We start from the raw sequence: 21,301 nt of genomic DNA, 5'->3' as shown, positions 1-21,301 counted from the left end.
CGGGCCGCAAAGCAGCCACCCCGCCCGCCGCCTTCTTTTTTCTACTTTACCCAGTTTCTCGATTCCCTCGCTCCTGCACTGTCCGCCCATGCCCGCCCGCAACCCCATTCCCACCAGCGGCCCTTACACCCGGGTGCAGGATTCCCCGATCCACGGCCGGGGTGTGTTTGCCCGCCGGCCCATCCGCGCCGGGCAGCGCCTGCTGGAATACAAGGGTGAGCGCATCGACTGGCCCGAAGCCCTGCGCCGTCATCCGCACGACCCCGCCCAGCCCAACCACACGTTCTATTTTTCGCTGGACGACGGCACCGTGATCGACGGCGGCGTGCACGGCAACAACGCCCGCTGGATCAACCATTCGTGCAACCCCAACTGCGAGGCGCAGCAGATCGGCCGTCGCGTGTTCATCTACGCCCTGCGCGACATCGCGCCCGGCGAGGAGCTGTTCTTCGACTACGCCCTCGAACTCGACGCCCGCCACACCGCCAAGGTCAAGCGCGACTACGCCTGCCGCTGCGGCGCCCCCAACTGCCGCGGCACCCTGCTCTCCCCCAAACCGCGCAAGCGCAGCACCAAGGTATGACCGCCCCCCACCAAACCCCCCCCACGCGGTGGGGGAGGAGCGAACAGGGCAGCGCGAATCCTTCGGATGCCCCTCCCGACCTCGCCTACGGGCGGGAGAGCACGGCCTGCTCCCTGCCCACGCATGGGCAGGGTTGGGGTGGGCAGCCGCGAGAACCCGCTCCCCTCACCCCGCTGCGCGCGCAGCTTGCCTGCACTCACCCTGCCTGCGCGGTGCGCTGGGTCGAGAGCACCGGCTCGACCAATGCCGACCTGCTGGCCGCCGCGCGCGCCGGCCAGCTCGACAGTCCCACCCTGCTCGCCACCGCGAAGCAGACCGCCGGACGCGGCCGGCAGGGTCGAGTGTGGATCGATGATGCGCAGAGCAGCGTGCTGTGTTCGCTGGCCTGGCCTTTTGCGCCGCAGCACGACATCCGCGCGCTCAGCCTCGCCGTGGGCGTGTGGCTGGCACAGGCGCTGCATGCCCTAGGCGCCACCGCAGTCCGCCTCAAATGGCCCAACGACCTGCTGCTGCCGGTACAAGACAACTGGCGCAAACTCGGCGGCGTGCTGGTGGAAGTGGCCGACACCGCACGGGCGCGCTGGGCCGTGATCGGCTTCGGCCTGAACTTACGCACCCCGCCGGATCAGCCGCAGGCCGCCGGGCTCGACGCCGCGGGACTGCGCCTTCCCCGCGACGCGGTGCTCGCCGCCCTGGCGCCGGCGCTGCTCGACGGGTTGTGGGGGGGCACGCGGCAGCGCGACGCGGCGCTGACGCGATGGAATACGCTGCACGCTTGGGCGGGGCTGGAAGTCTCGGTGCAGGAGCGCGGGCAGACACTGTGCAGCGGCACCGCGCTGGGCATCGATCCCGACGGCGCGCTGCGCGTGCGCACGGCAGGCGGCGAACGCCGTGTGCTCAGCGCCGACCTGTCGCTGCGGCTGGCAGCTGCCCCGGCGCCAGACACGGCAAAATAACGCCGCCCGCTCCTCCTGCACTCCACCGCATGCGTGCCCTGCTCCTCGCCCTGCTGCTGGCCAACCTCGCGTTCTTCGCCTGGTCTCGAGGCTGGCTGGCCGCTGCCGGGATCGGGCCGGTGACGCAGCGCGAACCGCAGCGCCTGGCGCTGCAGATCCATCCGGAGCAGGTCCGGGTCACGCCGATCGCCAGTGCCCCGGCCACCCCCGCCAGTGCCCCGGCACCCGTGCCCACTGCCCCGGCGAACGACGCATCCGCGCCACAGGCCGCGCCTTCGGCACCTTCCGCACCGGCCTTGCAGACCGCCGCCCAGGTGCCCACGGTCTGCCGCCAGATCGGCCCGTTTGGCGCGATGCAGGCAGATGCACTCGCCCAGGCACAGGCCGCCCTCGCCAGCGCCGGGCTGCAGCCCCAAGTGCACACCAGCCCGGTCCCTCCGCAGTGGATGGTGCTGCTCGGTCCCTTTCCCAGCCAGAGCGCGATGCGCGCCGCGCTCGACCAGATCGCCCAGCAGGGCAACGTCAAGGTGTTCGCTCCTGTGGCCGACCGGCCACGGTATGAACCGGGCATTTCGCTGGGCGTGTTCAGCACCGAGGCCGCGGCGCAGGAGCAGCTGCAGATCGTCAAGAAACAAGGCGTGCAGGGCGCACGCATCGTGCAACGCAACGCCGGCCTGAACCGCACCACCCTTCGCCTGCCCGCCCTCACCCCGCAGCAGGTCAAGGCGCTGGCCGGCGTGTCGGGCCAGCTCGGCGGCCAGATGGTCAAGACCTGCGCACAGGCTGAGCAGTAACGGGAAAGAGCGGCTCCCTCCCCGTCGGCGGGGAGGAGCGAAATCGTCAGCGGGGCGCGGTTTGCACCTCCCCCTCAGCGTGGGAGAGGCTGGGTGGAGGAGACGGCGACTCGCCCGCCTCGCCGCGCTGCGCCAGCCAAGCCTGCGCCAGTCGCACCCAGAAGCTGCCGCCCAGCGGAATGAGGTCATCGTTGAAGTCGTAGTTCGGGTTGTGCAGGGTGCATGGCCCGGCGCCGTGGCCGGGGGCACGGTGGTCGCCGTCGCCGTTGCCGATGATCAGATAGGCACCGGGCTTTTCCTGGAGCATGAAGGAAAAGTCCTCAGCGCCCATCGATGGCACGAACTCCTGCACCGCGTCCGCGCCCACCATGTCCACCATCACGGCCTTAGCGAACGCGGTCTCGGCGGGGTGGTTGATGGTCGGCGGGTAGTTGCGCCTGAACGCAAAGTCGCAGCCCAGGCCGAAGCCCGCCGCGGTGTGGGTGGCGATCTTGCGCATGCGGGATTCGATCAGGTCGAGCATTTCGGTGCTGAAAGTGCGCACCGTGCCCTGGATCTCGGCCCGCTCGGGAACCACATTGGTCGCCTCACCAGTGTGGATCATGGTCACCGAGATCACTGCGGGCTCCAGCGGCGCGCGGTTGCGAGTGATGATCGTCTGAAACGCCTGCACCATCTGGCAGGCAGCGGGCACCGGGTCGATGCCCAGATGCGGCATGGCCGCATGCGCGCCGCGGCCGGTCAGTCGAATGTGAAACTCGTTGCTCGACGCCATCACCGGTCCGGCCTTCACAGCAAAATGCCCTGCCGGAATGCCCGGCCAGTTGTGCATGCCAAACACCGCCTGCACCGGAAAGCGCGCAAACAGCCCGTCCTTGATCATCTCGCGCGCGCCGCCGCCGCCCTCTTCTGCCGGCTGGAAAATGCACACCACCGTGCCATCGAAATCGCGCGTGCGCGCCAGGTATTGCGCTGCAGCCAGCAGCATCGCGGTGTGGCCGTCGTGGCCGCAGGCGTGCATCTTGCCGGGATGCCGGCTGGCGTGGGCAAAGGTGTTGAATTCAGTCACCGGCAGGGCGTCGAAGTCGGCGCGCAGGCCGATCATTCGACCGCTGGCGCCACTGTCGCGGCCCTTGATCACCCCCACCACCCCGGTCTTGGCGAGTCCCCGGTGCACCTCCACCCCCCAGGCCGCCAGCCGCGCGGCCACCAGGTCGGAGGTGCGCTGCTCCTCAAAGCACAGCTCGGGATGCGCATGCAGATCACGCCGCAGCGCGGTTAGCGCAGCGGCCTCGGTGACGATGGAGTCGATGAGTTGCATCGCCGTGTTCCTCCAGATGATCGACAAGGCGATTGTGCCCCAGACCCAGGCCGCTGGCGCAATCGGAGAAAAAACGTCACCCCAGCAGGGTTGCCTGACAAAAAACACCCACCATCCGCTGCAAACCCTCAGCCCCACGCGGGCCGCACAGCCAAAACCGTGAACCAGCTCACACCGACAAGAATGGAGGAGCTCGAGCGCAATACAGGCATGGGACGGTCTGGCACTATGCTTAACATTTTTGCCGCAAGCATAGACCACGCGCCTGGCCACGATGAAGCTCTCCCGCAAGCGCGCCCGCGCGCAGACCATCAAACTTCCCGCCTCCACGCCGCGCAATCCGCTGGTCGCTGCGGCACACAAGCGCAAGGCGGGGGCGCACCGCAAGAGCAACAAGGCGCTGCGCCGGGCGCTGCAGGCGCGCGGGGTCGAAGCCGAGAAATGAAAGGCATCGGGTCGGGTCGATGCGTGCAGCACATACAACAAAGCGCAACCTGACCCCAACACCACATGCAGTCACCGTACAAATCCCGTCCCCGCGCCACGCCGACACGGCACGCCACGCCCTCCAGCGAGCACTTCGATCTGTTCCTGCCCTGCCCGCGCGGGCTGGAGCAGGCGCTCTGCGACGAGGTGCGCGAGCTTGCCGCGCGCCTGGGCAGCGACACGCTCAGCGCGGCCACTCCAACCCCCGGCGGAGTGAGCGCGCACGGCACGCTAGCAGACGTGATGCGGCTCAATCTGCACGCCCGGCTGCCCAGCCGCGTGCTGCTGCTCGCAGGCGCCGGGCGCTCCACCGACGCGGACGAGGTCTACCGCCTGGCGCGCGCGCTGCCGTGGGAGTGCTGGTTCGTCGCTCGGCAGTCGCTGCGCGTGGACGTGACCGCGGAACACTCGCCGCTGGCGAGCATCAAGTTTGCCGCGCTGCGGGTGAAGGATGGCATCTGCGACCGATTTCGCGCACTTGCCGGCCAACGCCCGGATGTCGACACCGCGCAGCCGGACGTGCGCGTGCACCTGCATCTGCGTGAGGTTGACGCGCTGCTTTACTTCGACACGAGCGGCGAGCCGCTGTTCAAGCGGGGCTGGCGCAGCGACCACGGCGCAGCACCGCTGAAAGAGCATCTGGCCGCGGGGCTGCTACGGCTGGCCGGCTGGCAGCCGGGCGACGTGTTGTTCGATCCCATGTGCGGCGCGGGCACGCTGCTGATCGAGGCGGCGCAGATCGCCGCGCAGCGCGCGCCGGGGCTCGATCGACGCTTTGGCTTCGAGGCGCTGCGCGGCTTCGACCCGGGCGACTGGGCGGCGCTGCGCGAGGCGGCGCAGCAGCAGCTGCGGCCGCTTGCCGCAGGGCAGTTCTTCGGCGCCGATCTCGACGCAGCAAGCGTGCGCATGACGCACGACAATGCCCGCCGCGCCGGGGTCGAGGCGGCGATCGACGTGCGCCAAGGCGACGTCATCGACACAACCCCGCCGCTCGACCTCGGGGCACTGTCGGCGGGGCGCAGCGCCTGGCTGATCAGCAACCCACCGTACGCCGCGCGCATCGCGCCGCAAGGCCAGGCCGCAGACGACTTCGCGCCGCAGTTCGCGCGTGTGCTCAAACAGCGCTTTGCCGGCTGGCAGGTGGCGCTGCTGACCGCCGATCTGCACTGGGATCGCGCGCTGCGACTCAAGCCTCGACGGCGGCTGGTCGTGTTCAACGGCCCGATCGAGTGCCGGCTGATGCTGTTCGAGATGGTAGCGGGCAGCGCGCGGGCGCAGGTCCAGCCTGGCAGCACGCCCGCCACAAGGGCACAAAGCCAATGACCGCAGCAGGCGCTGAGTAGCCCCCCCGCTGCTAGTGGCCAGCCCGTCCCAGCAGCAAACGCATCCGGCCGATACCTGCCCCGCAAACGCATCGACACAACGCAATCCATCAGTCCCGGACCGGCGCTTGGGCCTGAACGTGGTCATCAGTTTCTGCTCTGATACAGCATCTCAACCCAGGAGCAGACATGCAACGACGCGCTTTTGTTTTCCTTGCCGCGATGACGACCTTGGCCTGGCCTGCGCTGGCCAGTGCGGCTCCGCTGACCGTGGGCGACGCCTTGCTACAAACGCAGTTTGAAACCCAGCACGGCAAGGCGGAGGCATTTCCGGGCGCGGGCACGCGTGTTGTGCTGTTCGCCGTCGAGAAAGCGCCTTCGGACGAGGCCAATGCCTTCCTCACCCTCCTCGGGGCGGAGGGCATGCGCAAAGCGGGCATAGTGTTTTTGGCGGACATCAACGGCATGCCCGGTTTCGTGACGCAGACCTTTGCCTTGCCCAAAATGCGCAAACGCCCTTACGCCATCCTACTGGCGACCAAGTCGGAGCAGGCCGCGTTCATGCCGCATGAAAAGGACGCGGTGACCGTGCTGCATGTCCACCAGGGCAAGATCACACACATCGCCTTTGCCCGCGACGCAGCGGGAATCCGGGCCGCGGTCGAATCGCACTGAGAAGGGCCGATCCACCAGCCAGGTTCTGTCCGCCCGGGCAGTTGACGCGCGGCCGGACATGCCCAGATCGAGCTGTCCGGTGGTGACGACACGCAAACGCCCCCGCCGGTTCACTTCGGCTTGAACGCAATGTCCTCGGCCTGCTGGGCGGCGCTGGTGCCCAGCGGCGACCTGGAGGCGGTGACCTGCGGCGGCGGCGCGGGCTCGGCGCCGGTAGCCGGCTGCTGTGCGGCATCCGCGTCTTTGATGCCCTCCTTGAAGCCGCGCACCGCCTGGCCGAGGTCGGTGCCGATGTTCTTGAGCTTCTTGGTGCCGAAGATCATGACCACGATCAGCAGCACGATCAGCCAGTGCCAGATACTGAATTCACCCATGTCGATTCTCCCGTGCAGACGTGGCGCCACGCGCACGCCCGGTCATGCTTGGTGTGGCAATTGTCCACCCGGGTTCTGTGGTGCGATTGCAAGCAAACGCAACAGTGGTGCCGGGGTGCTCAGGAATCGATCCAGCCCTTGGCCCGCTCGACCGCTTTCGCCCAGCGCGCCATCAGCCGCTCGCGCTCTGGCGCGGGCAACGCCGGCTCGAAGCGCCGCTGCGGCTGCCACAGCGCAGCCAGATCGCGCGGGCTACGCCAGATGCCGGCACCCAGACCGGCCAGATAGGCCGCGCCGAGCGCCGTGCTCTCGGTCTGCAGCGGGCGCACCACCGGCACGCCGAGCAGATCGGCCTGCAACTGCATCAGCGTGTCGTTGACGGCGGCACCGCCATCGACCCGCAGCTCGGCAAGCGGCGCGCCGCCGTTTGCGGCCACGTCGGCCTGCATCGCGGCGAACAGTTCGGCGCTCTGGTAGGCCATCGCGTCGATCGCGGCGCGGGCGATGTGCGCTGCGGTGCTGCCGCGGGTCAGGCCGATGAGCAGGCCGCGCGCCTGCGCGTCCCAATGCGGCGCGCCCAGCCCGGCCAGTGCCGGCACGAACAGCACGCCGCCGCTGTCGGGCACGCTGTCGGCCAGTTGCTGCGCATGCGCAGCGCTTTGCACCAGGCCCAGGCCGTCGCGCAGCCACTGCACCGCCGCCCCGGCGACGAACACGCTGCCTTCGAGCACGTAGTGCAGCGCTTGCCCGGCACCGAGCCGCCAGGCAATGGTCGACAGCAGCCGGCGCTGCGAGATGACCGGCTGCGTGCCGGTGTGCAGCAGCGCAAAGCAGCCGGTGCCGTAAGTGTTCTTCGCCATGCCGGGCTGCAGGCAGGCCTGACCGAACAACGCGGCCTGCTGGTCGCCGGCCATGCCGGTGATCGGAATCTCCAGCCCGCCCCACCGCGCCACGGCAAGCGCACCGCAGCTCGGCACGATGGTCGGCAGCACCGCGCGCGGCACCCGCAGCAAGGCCAGCAGCGCGTCGTCCCACTCGCCGGTGTGCAGGTTGCACAGTAGGGTGCGGCTGGCGTTGCTGACATCGGTGATATGGGTCGTGCCGCCGCTGAGCTTGAACACCAGCCAGCTGTCGATGGTGCCGGCAGCCAATTCCCCGGCCTCGGCGCGGGCGCGGGCGCCGGGGACGTGGTCAAGCAGCCAAGCCAGCTTGGTCGCGGAAAAATACGCATCCGGCAGCAGGCCGGTGCGCTGCTGCAGTTCGGGGCCATAGCCGTTGGCGGCGAGTTCGTCGCAGATCGACGCAGTCCGCCGATCTTGCCAGACGATCGCATTGTCGACGGGCTGGCCGCTTGCACGCTCCCACAGCACCACGGTTTCGCGCTGGTTGGTGATGCCGATTGCCGCCAGATCGCGCAGCCCCGCGCCGGCGCGGGCCAGCGCCTCGGCCAGTGTGGCGTTTTGCGTGGCCCAGATTTCGAGCGGGTCGTGTTCCACCCAGCCGGGTTGTGGATAGTGCTGGGTGAACTCCCGCTGGGCACTGGCGACCACCCGGCCCGCCTCATCAACGATAAGGGTGCGCGAACTCGATGTGCCCTGGTCAAGCGCGGCGATCAGTGTCATTGCCAGGCCGCCTCAGGGATCGATCACCGCGGCGCATACATCGGTGGGCGCGGCAGCCACATGCCCGACGACCGGCACCATCTTCAGACCGACCGAGGCCACACGGCAGGGCGCAGCCACCACACCGCAGCCGCCAAGCATGGCCGCGCAGAGCAGCAGAGGAATGAGTCTTCTGGTCATGAGGCGGAAGATTGGACAGCTTTTTGGGCCATTATGCCCGCCGCAACGCTGAACCCAGGCTGAAACCCGCCTAGGCCAGTGGAACCCTGCGGCGCGTGGCGACACGGATCAAGCACTGCCGCTGCGGCATCCCGCCCGGCGCACCGCTGTGAAAGGACACCCGATGAAAGCTGCCGACGTTGCCATGACCGCGTTTTCCATGCCGCTCACCAGCCCCGCCTATCGGCCCGGGCCGTACCGGTTCATCGACCGCGAGTTTTTTGTCGTCACCTACCGCACCGACCCCAAGGTGCTGCGCGCCATGGTTCCCGAGCCGCTGGAACCAGCGGGCGATCTGGTCAAGTTCGAATTCATCCGCATGCCCGATTCCACCGGCTTTGGCACCTACACCGAATCGGGCCAGGTCGTGCCGGTGCTGTATCAGAGCAAGCCGGCCACTTACCAGATCGCGATGTATCTAGACGACGAGGCCCCGATCGCTGGCGGGCGCGAGATCTGGGGCTTTCCGAAAAAACTGGCCAAGCCGCATGTCAGCGTGGTGGCCGACACTCTAGTCGGCACGCTGGACTACGGCCCAGTGCGCATTGCCACCGGCACGATGGGCTACAAGCACCGCCCCCTGGACACCGCCGAGGTGCTCGCCTCGTTGCAGCAGCCGAACTTTCTGCTCAAAATCATTCCCCATGTGGACTGCACCCCGCGCATCTGCGAGCTGGTGCAGTATGACCTGGAGGACCTGGTGGTCAAAGGCGCGTGGGAGGGGCCGGCCGCGCTGGAACTGCATGCGCATGCGCTGGCGCCCGTGGCCGCGCTGCCGGTGCTGGAAGTGGTGTCGGGCATGCACATCCTCGCCGACCTCACCCTGGGTCTGGGCCGTGTGGTGCACGACTATCTGAAACGGTGATGCCAGTGGCATGGGTGAACGAAAACGGGAGACAGGCGCAGCATCGGCACCAGACAAAACCCTGCAGAACCCCACGTTTTACAATGTTGCGCGCCCCCGAAACCCGGGGCCGATCAGGAAATTGTCGCACCTGCGCGGCACTGCCGACATTGATGCGCTAAATTAAAATTCTCAAGAATCCAACCGTTCACGCCCAAGTCATGAAGAACTCTCTACCGCTCCATCCGCAGCCGCACCGCCGGCAAACGGAGACCCGCCATGTCTGAAAAAATCGGCGGCATCGACCGGATCGACCGGCGTTTGCTCACCCTGCTACAGGAGGACGGACGCATCGCCAATCTGCGGCTGGCGCAGATGGTCAACCTCTCGCCAACCGCCGTGCTCGAGCGGGTCAAGCGTCTGACGCGCGACGGGTTCATCCTCGGTTACGAGGGCCGACTCAACCCCGATCTGCTCGGTGCCGGGCTGATGGTACTCGTCGAAGTGCAGCTCGCCCGCTCGGCGCCTGACGGCTTCGAGAAATTCCAGTCGGCGGTCAAGGCACGCAGCGAAATCCTCGAATGCCACATGGTGGCCGGCAACTTCGACTATCTGCTCAAGGTCCGCGTGGCCGACATGGCGGCCTACAGAGCCTTCGTCGCCGAGGTCATCGCCCGCCTGCCCGGCGTACGCGAAACCCGCTCGTTCGCGGTCATCGACGAGGTCAAGAGCACCACCCGCTTGAAGGTCGAGCTCTGACCTCCTGAGCGGCCACTGCGCGCATCCCTTGCGCGCAGACTCGGTTTGCTCACTTGCCGGTGCGCGGTATGAGCAACACCAGCACAGCGCACAGCACCATGAACCCAGCCAGCATCAGAATGCCGCCATTGGTGCTCTGCGTGGCCTGCTTCGCCCAGCCAATGATGGACGGGCCGAAGAACCCGGTCTCGGCCACGCCGAGCAGAAAGCGCATCACATAGAACTGCGTTGGTGTGGTGACGAACAGCATGGCCGCCGAGATCAACCCCCAGGTGATCATGATGCGCGCGATCCACACACGCGCGCCGACTCGGTACAGGATCAGGTTGCTGGGCACCTCGAACGCGAAGTAGCCGAGAAAGAAAATGCCCGCACCAAGCCGTACACCGCATCGCAAAAGCCCAGATCGCCCTTCATCTGCAACTGCGCGAAGCCGATGTTCACCCGGTCGAGATAGGCGACGAAATAGCACAGGATCAGAAATGGAATGATGCGCCAGCCGATGCGGCGATAGACCTGCTCCGAAAGCGGCGGGGCTGCTGTGTCTGCAGGGATTAACAGGCCGTTGAAAAACGTCGCGAGGATGGCCAGATGCAAGGCGCACGGCGCGCAGCGACCGAGACATATCAAATAGATAGGCAGATAGGCGAGGCAGCGCGCACCGCGCAACGCCGCAGATGGCCCACCGCAGTAGTTTTTCAACGGCCTGTTAAATCATGTCTGTCTCCTCGTCGTGATGAACGCGGGCGCCTTGCCGCCCACCGATGCCGCCCGTCAATGCGGCGCGTCTGCCGCACGCTGAGCAGGATGCGAGCCGAGCGTGAAATACTTCTGCTCGGCCAGCGCCTCATACAGCGGCGGGGTGAAGACATTGGCCACGCGGCTGCTGATGAGTGCGGTGGCCATCAGCGGAATCACCAGCCCGCCGCCGTTGATCATTTCCATCACAATGACGAACGAGGTCAGCGGCGACTGCGTGACCGCAGCCAGATAGCCCACCATGCAGATCGCGACCAGCGCCGACTGTGGATACTGCCCGAACCACTGGCTGACCCACTGCCCGAACCCCGCGCCGATGGACAGCGACGGCGAGAACAGCCCGCCCGGAAGTCCCGTGATGTAGGACAGCACCATGGTGAGCCACTTTGCCAGCGGGTAAGTCCAATTCACCTGCTCGCCGTGGTTCATCAGTAAATGCCGCGCCTGGTCGTAGCCGCTGCCCCAGGTTTGCCCATCCGAGGCAATGCCGATGAGCGCCACCAGCAGCCCCAGCCCCGCACCCCACACCAAAGGCGAACGCCCGCGCCAGGCCAGCAGCTTCGCAGGGATCCAGCGTGCCTGCTTGAGCAGCGCCAGATTGAACGCGGCCCCGGCCAGGCCGCACAGCACCGCGGCAACGAGCACCGGCAGGATGAAAGCCAGCGGAAAGACACCCGGCGCACTGATCTGCCCAAAATACAAATAGTTGCCGGCCAGGGCCAGCGACACCAGACCGGAGAACACGATACTGGTGATCAGCACCCCGTTGGTGCGCCCCTCGAAGCTGCGAGTGAGTTCCTCGATGGCGAACAGAATCCCGGCCAGCGGGGTATTGAACGCGCCTGAAAGCCCGGCAGCAGAGCCCGCCAGCAGCAACATGCGCTCCATGCGCAGCGACACACGCGGGTAGAAACGCCGCATCTCGATCATGACGGACGCGCCGATGTGCACCGTCGGTCCCTCGCGGCCCAGGGTCAGCCCGCCGAGCATGCCCAGCAACCCCACGCCGATCTTGCCCACCAGGATACGCAGCCCAAACAGCCGCCGGATGCGCGAGGAGTCGGGCGGGCCGTGCAGCGCAGCAATGACTTGAGGAATGCCGCTGCCCTCACTGCCGTTGAACCAGCGGAAGGTCAGCCACACCCCGCAGGCGGTCAGCGTCGGTGTGATCAGCAGGGCAAGCCAGACACGCCCATCGATCCAGCGCAGGAAAATCGCCAGGACATCATTGGTCCAGTTGGCGAACTGCACCGCTGCCAGGCCCACCAGCACCGCCCCGAGCCATAGCACCCCGTAGTTCAGCCAGGATCTGCGGAGTTCCTTGCGAGTCAAGCGCCAGAGCGCAGCGAGACGGACGGGAGCATGCATGGTCATCGAAGATAGCAGCGACCAGCCGAGCAACATACTGCCCCGGGTAAAAGTCAATCGAAACAAAACCTTGCATGTGTCCACGGCGGCAACTCGGGCATTGCACGTAAGGGTTTTTACGAAGTAGGATAACCCTTCTTTTTTGACAGAAGTTAAAAAATCGACCCGTTCAAATCTGCGAACCTCTTGCGAGAAAGCCTTCCATGCGTTCCCTTCATCAACTCACCGTGCCGGAAAAGCTGCTGCACACCGGCTTCATTTTTCTGGTGTGCGTCGGTTTGCTCTGTGCCGAGGCCTATCTCTACGTCACGCACACGGGGCTGGACGGCAAGACGGGCGTTACGCTCAAGGACATCCAAATTGCCTACTACGGCAACCGTGACAGCAGCAAGCTGCAAACCGTGCTGCCGACCATGCTGACCAACGCCGGCGTGCCCAAGGCGCAATGGCCAGCGATTCAGCAGACCGTCGATCACTGGGTGGTCAGCGGGCAGAGCAAGGCCGAGTACGAGAGCCAGATCAAACCGATCATCGATCAGCACTGCATGATGTGCCACAGCGTGGCGATGAGCAAGCAGTTGCACAACCCGCCGCTGGCCTCGTATGAAGACGTGAAGGCGGTGGCCAAGGTGGACACCGGCATGTCGTACAACAGCATGCTGCTCAACGGCATGGTGCACCTGACCATGCTCGGGCTGATTTTCTGGGTGGCAGGCTGGCTGTTCCTGCAGACCCGGGTGCACAACCAGATCAAGGCGATTTCGGTGGTCACCCCCTTCGTTGCGATGCTGCTGGACTTCGCCGGGTGGTTCCTGACCAAGCAGAATCCGGGCTTCGCCTGGTTCGTGCTGATCGGCGGCGCGCTGTCCTGCCCGATCGCGATGCTGGAAATGGGCGTGGCGCTGTTTGACATTTGGATCGGCCTGCCCAAGTTTCTGTTGCAGCGCATCGTCACCGAAGTGCCCAAGACGGTCACCCACCCCGCGACTGCCTGACGATTCTAGGCGCGCCCGTCGCCCCGCCATCGCGGGCAGGCTCAGGCTGCACGCCCCAAGCCGCCCAAAGGCACAGTGGATGCAGCCCCTCCCCCACGGTGTGGGGGCAGGCAGGCAGGCAAGGCGTTCAAACCGCTGCACACCGGGTCAATAGAATCGGCCACATGACAGCCTCCCCCACCCCCACCTGCCCGCTGAGTATCGTGGTCCTTGCCGCCGGGAAGGGCACACGCATGCGGTCCGACAGCCCCAAGGTGCTACAGCCGCTAGCGGGCAAGCCGCTGCTTGGCCATGTGCTAGACACGGTACATCGGCTCGCTGCCGCGCGCGCGGTGGTGGTCACCGGGTTTGGTGCGCAGCAGGTGCAGCAGGCTTTTGCGCACCAGCCGCATCTGCGCTTCGTGCTGCAGGAGCCGCAGCTCGGCACCGGCCATGCGGTGCGGCAGGCGCTGCCCGAGTTGCCGCCGGATTGCGTGTGTCTGGTGCTGTACGGCGACGTGCCACTGGTGAGCGCCGCGAGCCTATTGCCCATGGTCGCGCAGGCGCGGGCCGGGGCGCTGGCGCTGCTGACGGTCGAACTGCCCGACCCCACCGGTTACGGCCGTATCCTGCGCGACGCCAGCGGGGCGGTGCAAGGTATCGTCGAGCACAAGGACGCCACGCCGCAGCAGCGCGCGGTGCACGAATGCAACACCGGTATTCTGTGCGCGCCGCTGCAGCATCTGCGCCGCTGGCTGGGCCAGCTGCGCAACGACAACGCGCAGGGCGAGTACTACCTGACCGACGTGGTTGCGCTGGCCGTGGCCGACGGCGTGCCGGTGCAGACCTCGACCGTGGCCGACGCCGACGATGTGCTCGGCGTGAACGACCGCAGCCAGCTCGCGCATCTGGAGCGGGTGGTGCAGCGCCGTGTGGCAAAGCGCCTGCTCGATGCCGGCGTGACCCTGGCCGATCCGGCGCGGCTGGATGTGCGCGGCGCGCTGCACTGCGGGCGCGATGTGTTCATCGATGTGGGCTGCGTGTTCGAGGGCGAAGTGCATCTGGCCGACCGTGTGCGTGTCGGCCCGTACGCGGTGCTGCGCGATGTGCGCGTGGGTGCCGGCGCAGTGATCCACCCGTTCTGCCATCTCGACGGCGCGGCCATTGGCGCGGATGCATTGATTGGCCCCTTCGCCCGCCTGCGCCCGACCACGGCGCTGGCCGACGGCGTGCACATCGGCAATTTCGTCGAGGTGAAGAATTCCACCCTGGGCACAGGCTCCAAAGCCAACCATCTCAGCTATGTAGGCGACGCCACCGTGGGCGCGCGGGTCAACATCGGCGCGGGTACCATCGTGGCCAACTACGACGGCGCCAACAAGCACCGCACCGTGATCGAGGACGACGCGCACACCGGCTCGAACTCGGTGCTGGTCGCCCCGATCACGGTTGGCGCCGGTGCCACCATCGGCGCGGGCTCGACCGTGGCCAAGGACGTGCCCGCAGGCAAGCTCACCGTGGCCCGTGCGCGCGCGGTCACTCTCGACGGCTGGAGCCGTCCGGTCAAGAAGAAACCGGCCGCGTCGGCGGAGTGAGCGGCACCCGCGGCGCGAACTTGCTGCGGTGCACCGAAAAAAACGTCCGCACATTGCGCACCTGGTGCGCCGCAGTGAACAGGCGGTGCGCCAGCGCGTGATACGCGGCCATGTCCGCTACCAGCAGCACCAGCACGAAATCCGGCCCGGGCGAGACCTGCCAGCATTGCTGCACCTCGGGCACATCGGCCACCAGCGCCTCGAACGCCGCCAGCCGCTCGGCGGTCTGCTCTACCAGGGTGATCTCGACAATGGCGGTCAGCCCCGCGCCCACGCGCTGCGGGTCGAGTATCGCGATGCGCCGCTCGATCACCCCCGCCTCGACCAGTCGCCGCACGCGGCGCAGGCAGGTCGGTGGCGAGAGATGCGCGCGCTGCGCCAACTCCTGATTGCTCAGCGCGCAGTCTTGTTGCAGCAGATCGAGCAGGCGGCGGTCGGCATCATCCAGGGAGATGACATTCATTTCATTCCATTCTTGAATTTGAAATGAAATTTTATTTCACGCAGATTGCATTGTGGAATTTCACAGCATTTTCCATGAAATATTGCATGCTCATTTCACATCGACCTGCCTATCATCGCGTCACCGCAATATGAAGGGAGTCTGTCCATGTGTGGAATCGTCGGCGCTGTGGCGCAGCGCAATATCGTTCCGGTGCTGATCGAGGGCCTGCGTCGCCTGGAGTACCGCGGCTACGACTCTTGCGGCATCGCGGTCTATGCCAACGGCGGTCTATACCGTGCGCGCAGCGTGGCGCGCGTGGCCGAGCTCGATGCGCAGACGCGCGGACTGACCGCATTCACTGGTATCGCCCACACCCGCTGGGCCACGCACGGCGCGCCGACCACCGCCAACGCGCACCCGCATTTCTCAGCCGGACCGAACAAAGGCGGGCAGTCGGCGCATATCGCCGTGGTGCACAACGGCATCATCGAGAACTATGAGGCGCTGCGCGCGATGCTCAAGTCCGACGGCTACCAGTTCGAGAGCGAAACCGACACCGAGGTCATCGCCCACCTGATCGACCATCTCTACGCCGGCGATCTGTTCGAGGCGGTGCAGGCGGCCACGCGGCAACTGCACGGCGCCTACGCGATCGCAGTGTTCAGCCGCGAGGAACCGCACCGCATCGTCGGCGCCCGCAACGGCTCGCCGCTGGTCGTCGGTCTGGGCCAGGGCGAGAACTTTCTCGCCTCTGACGCGCTGGCGCTGGCCGGCACCACCGACCGTTTCATCTATCTGGAAGACGGCGACGTGGCCGACCTGCAGACCGGCAAGGTGTGGATCGTCGACCGCGCCCACAAGCCCGCCGAACGCGAAGTACGCACCATCACCGCCTACACCGCCGCCGTGGAGCTTGGCCCTTACCGCCACTTCATGCAGAAAGAAATCTTCGAGCAGCCGCGCGCCATCGCCGACACGCTCGACGGCATCCAGGCCATCACCCCCGCACTGTTCGGCCCGCAGGCCGAGAGCGTGTTCCCCGCCATCAGCGGCGTGCGCATTCTGGCCTGCGGCACCAGCTTCTACGCCGGACTCACGGCCAAGTACTGGATCGAATCCATCGCCCGTGTGCCCGTCGAGGTGGAGGTCGCCAGCGAATACCGCTACCGCGATTCAGTGCCCGACCCGAGCGCGCTGGTCGTCGTCATTTCCCAGTCGGGCGAAACCGCTGACACCCTGGCCGCGCTCAAACACGCCAAGCAACTCGGCCACACCCACACCCTGGCCGTGGTCAACGTCGCCACCAGCGCCATGGCACGCGAAACCGCCCTGCAGTTCTTCACCCGTGCCGGTGCCGAAATCGGCGTGGCCTCGACCAAGGCCTTCACCACCCAGCTTGTCGCGCTCTACCTGCTGGCCGGAGCGCTGGCTCGCGCCAAAGGCCGCCTGATCGACGAGGCTGAAGTCGCCATGCTCACCTGCCTGCGCCACCTGCCCGCCGCCGTGCAAAGCGTGCTGGCGCTGGAGCCGCAGATCATCGCCTGGGCCGAGCAGTTCGCCCGCCGCGAAAACGCCCTGTTCCTCGGCCGCGGCATGCACTACCCCATCGCCCTCGAAGGCGCGCTCAAGCTCAAGGAAATCACCTACATCCACGCCGAGGCGTATCCCGCAGGCGAACTCAAGCACGGCCCGCTGGCGCTGGTGACCGAGGCCATGCCGGTGGTGGCCGTGGCGCCGAACGACGCGCTGCTCGACAAGCTCAAGAGCAATCTGCAGGAAGTGCGCGCCCGCGGCGGCGAGCTTTACGTTTTCGCCGACGCTGACGGCCAGATCGAAGCCAGCGAGGGCGTGCACCTCATCCGCCTGCCCGAGCACTACGGGGCGCTCTCGCCCATCCTGCATGTCGTGCCGCTGCAACTGCTGGCCTACCACACCGCCACCGCACGCGGCACCGACGTGGACAAGCCGCGCAACCTGGCGAAGAGCGTGACCGTGGAGTAGGGCCTGTTCACGCGATTGATGCGCCCGCGCGCCGCTCAATCCGTGCGCAGCCGCTCGATCGCCCGCTGGTAGCGCATTTTCACCGCCGACAGCCCCAGGCCGACCGCCTGCGCCACCTCGGCGAACTCCAGCCCCACCTGCAGCCGCAGCAGCACGATCAGACGGTCCTGGGCCGGCAGGCGCTGCAGCAGCCGCTCGGTGTCGATCCGCGCCTCGGTGGCACTGATGGCATCGCGAGTGTCGACGATCTCCGGGCTGGATTCCACGTCCTCGGTCTGGGCCGGACGCGCGGCGCAGCGACGCTGGTGGTCGATGCAGGCATTGGCCGCCAAGCGCCACAGCCAGGTCGTGAACGCCGCCTCGCCGCGAAAGCGCGGCAGCTCGAAGAACAGCTTGAGCAGAATGTCCTGCGCCAGATCCTCGGCGTCGGCAGCCGTGTAGACGAAGCGCCGCGCCAGAGCCTTGATGCGGCCGCCGTGCCACCGCACCAGCGTCTCGAACGCGCCGGTGCGGTAAGGCAGCTCGGCCTGCGCCTGCGCCACCAGGGCGGCGTCATCTGCCGGCGCGGGGCGGGGCTCAGCGCGCGATGATGACCTCATCGCGGCTCAAGCGTGAATTGGCCACGGTGAGTTGACGCCCATCGTCGAGCGCAAGCACGGTCTTGATCGTTCCGACCTCGCGCACCGTTGCCTGCAGGCCATGCCACTCAATGCGATCGCCCTCGCCCAGCAGGTCCCGCAGATACACGCCGCTGACGATCTCTGCCGCCAGATTGCGTGTGCCCAGACCCAGCGACAGCGCCACCGCCACGCCCAGCGCCACCAGCATCACGCCGATGACCTCCTGTAGCAGGGCGGTACGGATATCGAGCTGCTCGATCGCCAGCAGCAGCACCAGCGCGGTCAGCACGCCCATGGTCAGGCGCGACAGGGTCGATGCATAGTCCAGCCCAGCTCCCTCTGCCGTACGCTGCACCAGCCCAGACAGCCAGCGCGCAGCCATCAGGCCGAGCACGAGCACGGCCATCGCCGCAACGAACTTGGGCAGGAACAGCATCACCGCAGCCACTGCAGTGCTCGCTGCAGCCAGCCCGAGCGCATCCGCCGCAGACAGGGCAAACGCCAACAGCACAAAGGCAAAGACCAGCGCGCCCAGCGCAGTCGACAGCGGCTGCTGCATGCCCCACTGCTGGGTGAAACGGGTCAGGCCGGTCTGTTCGGCCAGGCGATCGGCGCCGATGCGGACCAGCACACGACGCACCACGGCGGCAGCCACCTTGGCCAGCAGATAGCCCACCAGCACCAGCAACAGCGCACCGAGCAGATTGGGCAATGCCGCAGCCAAGCGGCCATAGAGGGCCAGCAGCGGGTTGCCAAGATAGGTCAGGGTTTGGTTGACGGTTTCCATCATCGATCTCCAGAAAGTCATTCAGCCAGCGCGGCGCGTGCTGCTCAAGCGGTGCAGCCGAACCGCGGCAGGGGCGAGCAAGCCGGCAAGGGCCAGCCAGATCCGCCCCAGGATCAGCGACAGCACATTGCGCGCGTCCACGCGACGCCGCGCCCGCCGCAGCACGCCGGGCAAATCCGGCAAATCCTCCGGCGCGGCATGCAGCTGCTGCGCCAGACGGTGCTCGAAATCATGGTCGGTGGATGTCATGTCATGGTCTCCGTTCGAGTTGACAGCCTGAGGTCGACTGTTTGGACGTAGCGCTGCGCGCAAACGTCACATCAGCCGGCGGCACGGCACCGCGCAGGCGCTCTCAGCGCCGGGTTGCGTGGCTCACCACGACGGCTCGTCCTGCATCTGCGCGATCTGCTCGCGCAGTTCGAGGATGCGGTCTTGCCAGTAGCGCGCACTGCCGAACCACGGAAACGCAGCGGGGAAAGCGGGATCATGCCAGCGGCTGGCGATCCAGGCGCTGTGATGCAGCAGGCGCAGGGTGCGCAGGGCTTCGATGAGGTGGGTCTCTTTCTGATCGAAGTCGCGGAACACGGTGTAGCCGCGCAGCAGCGCATCGAACTGGCCGCGCATGTCCGCGGCATCACCGCTGAGCAGCATCCACAAGTCCTGGATCGCCGGGCCCATGCGGCTGTCGTCGAAATCGACGAAATGCGGGCCATCGTCGGTCCACAGCAGATTGCCCGGATGGCAGTCGCCGTGCAGCCGCAACGACTGTACCCGACCTGCTCGATCGAAGCTGGCGCGCACGGCACCAAGCGCCTGCGCGGATACCGCGGCCCAGGCCGGGCGCAGGTCTGCAGGGATCCAGTCGCCGTCCAGCAGCTGCTGGCGCGGCAGGTGACCGAAGGTCTGGATGTCCAGCACCGGCCGCACCCGGTAGGCATCGCATGCGCCAACCGCATGGATGCGCCCGAGAAAGCGCCCCAGCCATTCGAGGGTCTGCTCCTGCTCGAGCTCCGGAGTGCGACCGCCCTGCCGCTCGAACAGCGCAAAGCGATGGCCGCCGACATGATGTAGGGTGCGCTGATCGATCACCAGCGGCGGCACCACGGGAATCTCGCGCGCAGCGAGCTCCAGCGTGAACGCATGCTCCTCGAGAATGGCTGCGTCACTCCATCGGCCTGGGCGATAAAACTTGGCAATGCGCTGACCGCCGTCTTCCAGCTTGACCTGGAACACCCGGTTCTCGAAGCTGTTGAGCTGCAGTAGCGTGCCGTCGCAGCGCAGGCCCAGGTGTTCGATCGCCGCCAGCACATGGTCTGGCGTGAGGTCGGCGTAGCGTTGCGGCGGCGCATGCGCCGTGGCATTTGGCAAGGCGTTGGGGTTCATGGGCGCACTCGGTCGAAACTGCCGTGCATTGTGCGCGCGCCCGCTGGCCGCACTGGCGACCAAGCGCCACGCAACACCTGGCGCCATTGCCGGTTGCGCCGCGTCCCCGCTGTCGGCTGCAGACTTCGAGGTCTGGCTGGCACAGTGGCAACGGCACATCCCCTGGGCCGCAGCATTGCCAGCCCAGTCGTTCAGCCTTCGACCGCCCGCACCTGCTGCGCCGCACGCTTGGCATTGGCGCGGGCAATGTCAGTGGATTCGGCCCGCGCCAGCGCCACGCCCATGCGGCGCTTGACGAAACTCTCGGGTTTGCCGAACAGCCGCAGATCCGTTCCGGGTATGGCCAGCGCGGCGTCCACCCCTTCGAAGCGCACGCCCTTCGCATCGATGCCGCCGTAGATCACCGCGCTGGCACCGGCGGTCTTGAGTGTGGTGTCCACCGGCAGGCCGAGAATGGCGCGGGCGTGCAGCTCGAACTCGCTCTGCCACTGCGTGATCAGTGTGACCAGCCCGGTGTCGTGCGGGCGCGGGCTGACCTCGCTAAACCACACCTGCTCGCCCTTGACGAACAGCTCCACACCAAAGATGCCATACCCGCCCAACGCGTCGGTGATGCGGCGGGCGATATCACGGCTGCGCTGCAGCGCGACTGGATGCATCGGATGCGGCTGCCAGCTCTCCACATAGTCCCCGGCCACCTGTACATGGCCGATGGGTTCGCAAAAATCGGTGCGTGCCGCCGCACCATCGGCGCCCAGGCTGCGCACCGTGAGCTGGGTGATTTCATAGTCGAAGTCGATGAAGCCTTCGACGATCACGCGGCTCTGCGCCACGCGTCCGCCGGACATCGCCGTTTCCCAGGCCGGGCGCACGTCGGCCGGGCCGTCGAGCTTGCTCTGCCCCTTGCCCGACGAGCTCATGACCGGCTTGACCACGCAGGGGTAACCGATGCCGCCGTCGATCGCGGCCTGCAGTTGATCCAGCGAGTCGGCAAAGGCATAGGGCGAGGTGGCCAGACCCAGCTCTTCGGCGGCCAAGCGGCGGATGCCCTCGCGGTTCATGGTCAGCCGCGCGGCTCGGGCGGTGGGGATGACGGTCACCACACCCTCGGCCTCGAGTTCCTCGAGCACCGGCGTGGCGATCGCCTCGATTTCCGGCACTACCAGATGCGGCCTTTCCTGAAGGATGAGGGCGCGCAGCGCGTCGGGGTCGCTCATCTGGATGGTGCGGGCATGATGCGCCACCTGCTGCCCCGGTGCGTGGTCGTAGCGGTCCACCGCAATGGTCTCCACCCCCAGGCGCTGCAGCGCGATGAGCACTTCTTTGCCCAGTTCGCCTGCGCCGAGCAGCATCACGCGCGTGGCCGAAGGGGAAAGCGGGGTGCCAATGGTCGTCATGACTCGAATCTCCCAAA

At 66.9% G+C, this 21,301-nt stretch carries 22 protein-coding genes and 1 pseudogene; 11 read left to right on the top strand and 12 right to left on the bottom strand.

Features of this window, described 5'->3' with window-relative positions; all coding sequences use genetic code 11:
- Window positions 1-88: 88 nt before the first annotated feature.
- The 3 genes from ACZ47F_RS07115 to ACZ47F_RS07105 are packed head-to-tail and all read left to right on the top strand — an operon-like array spanning window position 89 to window position 2,333.
- Window positions 89-583, top strand: a complete 495-nt coding sequence (locus ACZ47F_RS07115) for an SET domain-containing protein (RefSeq protein WP_464924055.1) — start codon at window positions 89-91, stop codon at window positions 581-583.
- Window positions 580-1,539 (top strand): biotin--[acetyl-CoA-carboxylase] ligase, encoded by a 960-nt coding sequence (locus ACZ47F_RS07110; RefSeq protein WP_464924054.1) that lies wholly within the window; start codon window positions 580-582, stop codon window positions 1,537-1,539. Before ACZ47F_RS07115 ends, ACZ47F_RS07110 begins: the two co-directional genes overlap by 4 nt.
- Before the next feature lie 29 nt (window positions 1,540-1,568).
- The gene (locus ACZ47F_RS07105; protein WP_464924053.1) at window positions 1,569-2,333 is read left to right on the top strand and encodes an SPOR domain-containing protein; all 765 of its coding nucleotides are present in this window, start codon (window positions 1,569-1,571) and stop codon (window positions 2,331-2,333) included.
- A 46-nt stretch (window positions 2,334-2,379) separates the two neighbouring features.
- On the opposite strand, the gene ACZ47F_RS07100 is transcribed toward ACZ47F_RS07105, so the two are convergent.
- Window positions 2,380-3,654: a M20 aminoacylase family protein gene (locus ACZ47F_RS07100; RefSeq protein ID WP_464924052.1), complete on the bottom strand. Its 1,275-nt coding sequence runs from the start codon at window positions 3,652-3,654 to the stop codon at window positions 2,380-2,382.
- A gap of 274 nt (window positions 3,655-3,928) precedes the next feature.
- Between ACZ47F_RS07100 and ACZ47F_RS07095 the strand changes: the two genes are divergently transcribed.
- From ACZ47F_RS07095 to ACZ47F_RS07085, 3 genes are all read left to right on the top strand, one after another.
- Window positions 3,929-4,099, top strand: a complete 171-nt coding sequence (locus tag ACZ47F_RS07095; RefSeq protein ID WP_464924051.1) for a hypothetical protein — start codon at window positions 3,929-3,931, stop codon at window positions 4,097-4,099.
- A gap of 65 nt (window positions 4,100-4,164) precedes the next feature.
- Entirely contained in the window at window positions 4,165-5,463 is a 1,299-nt protein-coding gene (locus ACZ47F_RS07090; RefSeq protein ID WP_464924050.1) for a THUMP domain-containing class I SAM-dependent RNA methyltransferase, read from the top strand.
- A 188-nt stretch (window positions 5,464-5,651) separates the two neighbouring features.
- A complete protein-coding gene (locus ACZ47F_RS07085; RefSeq protein WP_464924049.1) occupies window positions 5,652-6,137 on the top strand; it encodes a hypothetical protein in 486 nt (161 codons plus the stop codon).
- Between the two features lie 110 nt (window positions 6,138-6,247).
- Here the strand turns inward: ACZ47F_RS07085 and tatA are convergent, their stop codons facing one another.
- The 3 genes from tatA to ACZ47F_RS07070 form a co-directional block, all read right to left on the bottom strand.
- Window positions 6,248-6,511: a Sec-independent protein translocase subunit TatA gene (gene tatA, locus ACZ47F_RS07080; RefSeq protein WP_464924048.1), complete on the bottom strand. Its 264-nt coding sequence runs from the start codon at window positions 6,509-6,511 to the stop codon at window positions 6,248-6,250.
- A gap of 119 nt (window positions 6,512-6,630) precedes the next feature.
- Window positions 6,631-8,133, bottom strand: a complete 1,503-nt coding sequence (gene glpK / locus ACZ47F_RS07075; RefSeq protein WP_464924047.1) for a glycerol kinase GlpK — start codon at window positions 8,131-8,133, stop codon at window positions 6,631-6,633.
- 12 nt (window positions 8,134-8,145) lie between these two features.
- Window positions 8,146-8,313: a DUF6726 family protein gene (locus ACZ47F_RS07070; protein WP_464924046.1), complete on the bottom strand. Its 168-nt coding sequence runs from the start codon at window positions 8,311-8,313 to the stop codon at window positions 8,146-8,148.
- A gap of 163 nt (window positions 8,314-8,476) precedes the next feature.
- Here ACZ47F_RS07070 and ACZ47F_RS07065 point away from each other — a divergent pair, with 163 nt between their 5' ends.
- Window positions 8,477-9,217, top strand: coding sequence for an acetoacetate decarboxylase (locus tag ACZ47F_RS07065; protein ID WP_464924045.1), 741 nt, complete (start codon window positions 8,477-8,479; stop codon window positions 9,215-9,217).
- A 258-nt stretch (window positions 9,218-9,475) separates the two neighbouring features.
- On the top strand, window positions 9,476-9,955 hold the full coding sequence (locus ACZ47F_RS07060; protein WP_464924044.1) for an Lrp/AsnC ligand binding domain-containing protein: 480 nt from the start codon (window positions 9,476-9,478) through the stop codon (window positions 9,953-9,955).
- A gap of 160 nt (window positions 9,956-10,115) precedes the next feature.
- Here the strand turns inward: ACZ47F_RS07060 and ACZ47F_RS07055 are convergent.
- Both ACZ47F_RS07055 and ACZ47F_RS07050 read right to left on the bottom strand, forming a co-directional pair.
- Window positions 10,116-10,510 (bottom strand): annotated as a pseudogene (locus ACZ47F_RS07055) (MFS transporter); the annotation flags it as partial.
- 219 nt (window positions 10,511-10,729) lie between these two features.
- Window positions 10,730-12,082, bottom strand: coding sequence for a chloride channel protein (locus ACZ47F_RS07050; protein WP_464924043.1), 1,353 nt, complete (start codon window positions 12,080-12,082; stop codon window positions 10,730-10,732).
- Window positions 12,083-12,285: 203 nt separating this feature from the next.
- On the opposite strand from ACZ47F_RS07050, the gene ACZ47F_RS07045 reads away from it, so the two are divergent.
- Window positions 12,286-13,077 (top strand): hypothetical protein, encoded by a 792-nt coding sequence (locus ACZ47F_RS07045; RefSeq protein ID WP_464924042.1) that lies wholly within the window; start codon window positions 12,286-12,288, stop codon window positions 13,075-13,077.
- Between the two features lie 164 nt (window positions 13,078-13,241).
- Complete coding sequence (glmU, locus tag ACZ47F_RS07040; protein ID WP_464924041.1) at window positions 13,242-14,651, top strand: bifunctional UDP-N-acetylglucosamine diphosphorylase/glucosamine-1-phosphate N-acetyltransferase GlmU; 1,410 nt, start codon at window positions 13,242-13,244, stop codon at window positions 14,649-14,651.
- Here the strand turns inward: glmU and ACZ47F_RS07035 are convergent.
- On the bottom strand, window positions 14,620-15,114 hold the full coding sequence (locus ACZ47F_RS07035; protein ID WP_464924040.1) for an Lrp/AsnC family transcriptional regulator: 495 nt from the start codon (window positions 15,112-15,114) through the stop codon (window positions 14,620-14,622). The genes glmU and ACZ47F_RS07035 overlap by 32 nt on opposite strands.
- Before the next feature lie 147 nt (window positions 15,115-15,261).
- Between ACZ47F_RS07035 and glmS the strand changes: the two genes are divergently transcribed.
- Window positions 15,262-17,097 carry a glutamine--fructose-6-phosphate transaminase (isomerizing) gene (gene glmS, locus ACZ47F_RS07030; protein WP_464924039.1) on the top strand — a complete coding sequence of 612 codons (1,836 nt, stop codon included), beginning with the start codon at window positions 15,262-15,264 and terminating at the stop codon, window positions 17,095-17,097.
- Window positions 17,098-17,132: 35 nt separating this feature from the next.
- On the opposite strand, the gene ACZ47F_RS07025 is transcribed toward glmS, so the two are convergent.
- The 5 genes from ACZ47F_RS07025 to purT form a co-directional block, all read right to left on the bottom strand.
- Complete coding sequence (locus ACZ47F_RS07025; protein WP_464924038.1) at window positions 17,133-17,696, bottom strand: RNA polymerase sigma factor; 564 nt, start codon at window positions 17,694-17,696, stop codon at window positions 17,133-17,135.
- A complete protein-coding gene (locus tag ACZ47F_RS07020) occupies window positions 17,674-18,504 on the bottom strand; it encodes a mechanosensitive ion channel family protein (RefSeq protein ID WP_464924037.1) in 831 nt (276 codons plus the stop codon). Before ACZ47F_RS07020 ends, ACZ47F_RS07025 begins: the two co-directional genes overlap by 23 nt.
- Window positions 18,505-18,525: 21 nt before the next feature.
- Window positions 18,526-18,753 carry a hypothetical protein gene (locus ACZ47F_RS07015; RefSeq protein ID WP_464924036.1) on the bottom strand — a complete coding sequence of 76 codons (228 nt, stop codon included), beginning with the start codon at window positions 18,751-18,753 and terminating at the stop codon, window positions 18,526-18,528.
- 123 nt (window positions 18,754-18,876) lie between these two features.
- A complete protein-coding gene (locus ACZ47F_RS07010) occupies window positions 18,877-19,887 on the bottom strand; it encodes a serine/threonine protein kinase (protein ID WP_464924035.1) in 1,011 nt (336 codons plus the stop codon).
- Between the two features lie 191 nt (window positions 19,888-20,078).
- On the bottom strand, window positions 20,079-21,284 hold the full coding sequence (gene purT, locus ACZ47F_RS07005) for a formate-dependent phosphoribosylglycinamide formyltransferase (protein ID WP_464924034.1): 1,206 nt from the start codon (window positions 21,282-21,284) through the stop codon (window positions 20,079-20,081).
- Window positions 21,285-21,301: the final 17 nt, after the last annotated feature.

The sequence above is a fragment of the Thiomonas islandica genome, from assembly GCF_055383445.1.
Note: the sequence above shows the minus strand (reverse complement) of the source record. Positions and strands in the feature narration are given on the sequence as shown.

Coding starts and splice junctions, on each gene's coding strand:
- ACZ47F_RS07115 (WP_464924055.1), top strand. CDS start 89: ATGCCCGCCCGCAACCCCATTCCCACCAGCGGCCCTTACACCCGGGTG.
- ACZ47F_RS07110 (WP_464924054.1), top strand. CDS start 580: ATGACCGCCCCCCACCAAACCCCCCCCACGCGGTGGGGGAGGAGCGAA.
- ACZ47F_RS07105 (WP_464924053.1), top strand. CDS start 1,569: ATGCGTGCCCTGCTCCTCGCCCTGCTGCTGGCCAACCTCGCGTTCTTC.
- ACZ47F_RS07100 (WP_464924052.1), bottom strand. CDS start 3,654: ATGCAACTCATCGACTCCATCGTCACCGAGGCCGCTGCGCTAACCGCG.
- ACZ47F_RS07095 (WP_464924051.1), top strand. CDS start 3,929: ATGAAGCTCTCCCGCAAGCGCGCCCGCGCGCAGACCATCAAACTTCCC.
- ACZ47F_RS07090 (WP_464924050.1), top strand. CDS start 4,165: ATGCAGTCACCGTACAAATCCCGTCCCCGCGCCACGCCGACACGGCAC.
- ACZ47F_RS07085 (WP_464924049.1), top strand. CDS start 5,652: ATGCAACGACGCGCTTTTGTTTTCCTTGCCGCGATGACGACCTTGGCC.
- tatA (WP_464924048.1), bottom strand. CDS start 6,511: ATGGGTGAATTCAGTATCTGGCACTGGCTGATCGTGCTGCTGATCGTG.
- glpK (WP_464924047.1), bottom strand. CDS start 8,133: ATGACACTGATCGCCGCGCTTGACCAGGGCACATCGAGTTCGCGCACC.
- ACZ47F_RS07070 (WP_464924046.1), bottom strand. CDS start 8,313: ATGACCAGAAGACTCATTCCTCTGCTGCTCTGCGCGGCCATGCTTGGC.
- ACZ47F_RS07065 (WP_464924045.1), top strand. CDS start 8,477: ATGAAAGCTGCCGACGTTGCCATGACCGCGTTTTCCATGCCGCTCACC.
- ACZ47F_RS07060 (WP_464924044.1), top strand. CDS start 9,476: ATGTCTGAAAAAATCGGCGGCATCGACCGGATCGACCGGCGTTTGCTC.
- ACZ47F_RS07050 (WP_464924043.1), bottom strand. CDS start 12,082: ATGCATGCTCCCGTCCGTCTCGCTGCGCTCTGGCGCTTGACTCGCAAG.
- ACZ47F_RS07045 (WP_464924042.1), top strand. CDS start 12,286: ATGCGTTCCCTTCATCAACTCACCGTGCCGGAAAAGCTGCTGCACACC.
- glmU (WP_464924041.1), top strand. CDS start 13,242: ATGACAGCCTCCCCCACCCCCACCTGCCCGCTGAGTATCGTGGTCCTT.
- ACZ47F_RS07035 (WP_464924040.1), bottom strand. CDS start 15,114: ATGAATGTCATCTCCCTGGATGATGCCGACCGCCGCCTGCTCGATCTG.
- glmS (WP_464924039.1), top strand. CDS start 15,262: ATGTGTGGAATCGTCGGCGCTGTGGCGCAGCGCAATATCGTTCCGGTG.
- ACZ47F_RS07025 (WP_464924038.1), bottom strand. CDS start 17,696: ATGAGGTCATCATCGCGCGCTGAGCCCCGCCCCGCGCCGGCAGATGAC.
- ACZ47F_RS07020 (WP_464924037.1), bottom strand. CDS start 18,504: ATGGAAACCGTCAACCAAACCCTGACCTATCTTGGCAACCCGCTGCTG.
- ACZ47F_RS07015 (WP_464924036.1), bottom strand. CDS start 18,753: ATGACATCCACCGACCATGATTTCGAGCACCGTCTGGCGCAGCAGCTG.
- ACZ47F_RS07010 (WP_464924035.1), bottom strand. CDS start 19,887: ATGAACCCCAACGCCTTGCCAAATGCCACGGCGCATGCGCCGCCGCAA.
- purT (WP_464924034.1), bottom strand. CDS start 21,284: ATGACGACCATTGGCACCCCGCTTTCCCCTTCGGCCACGCGCGTGATG.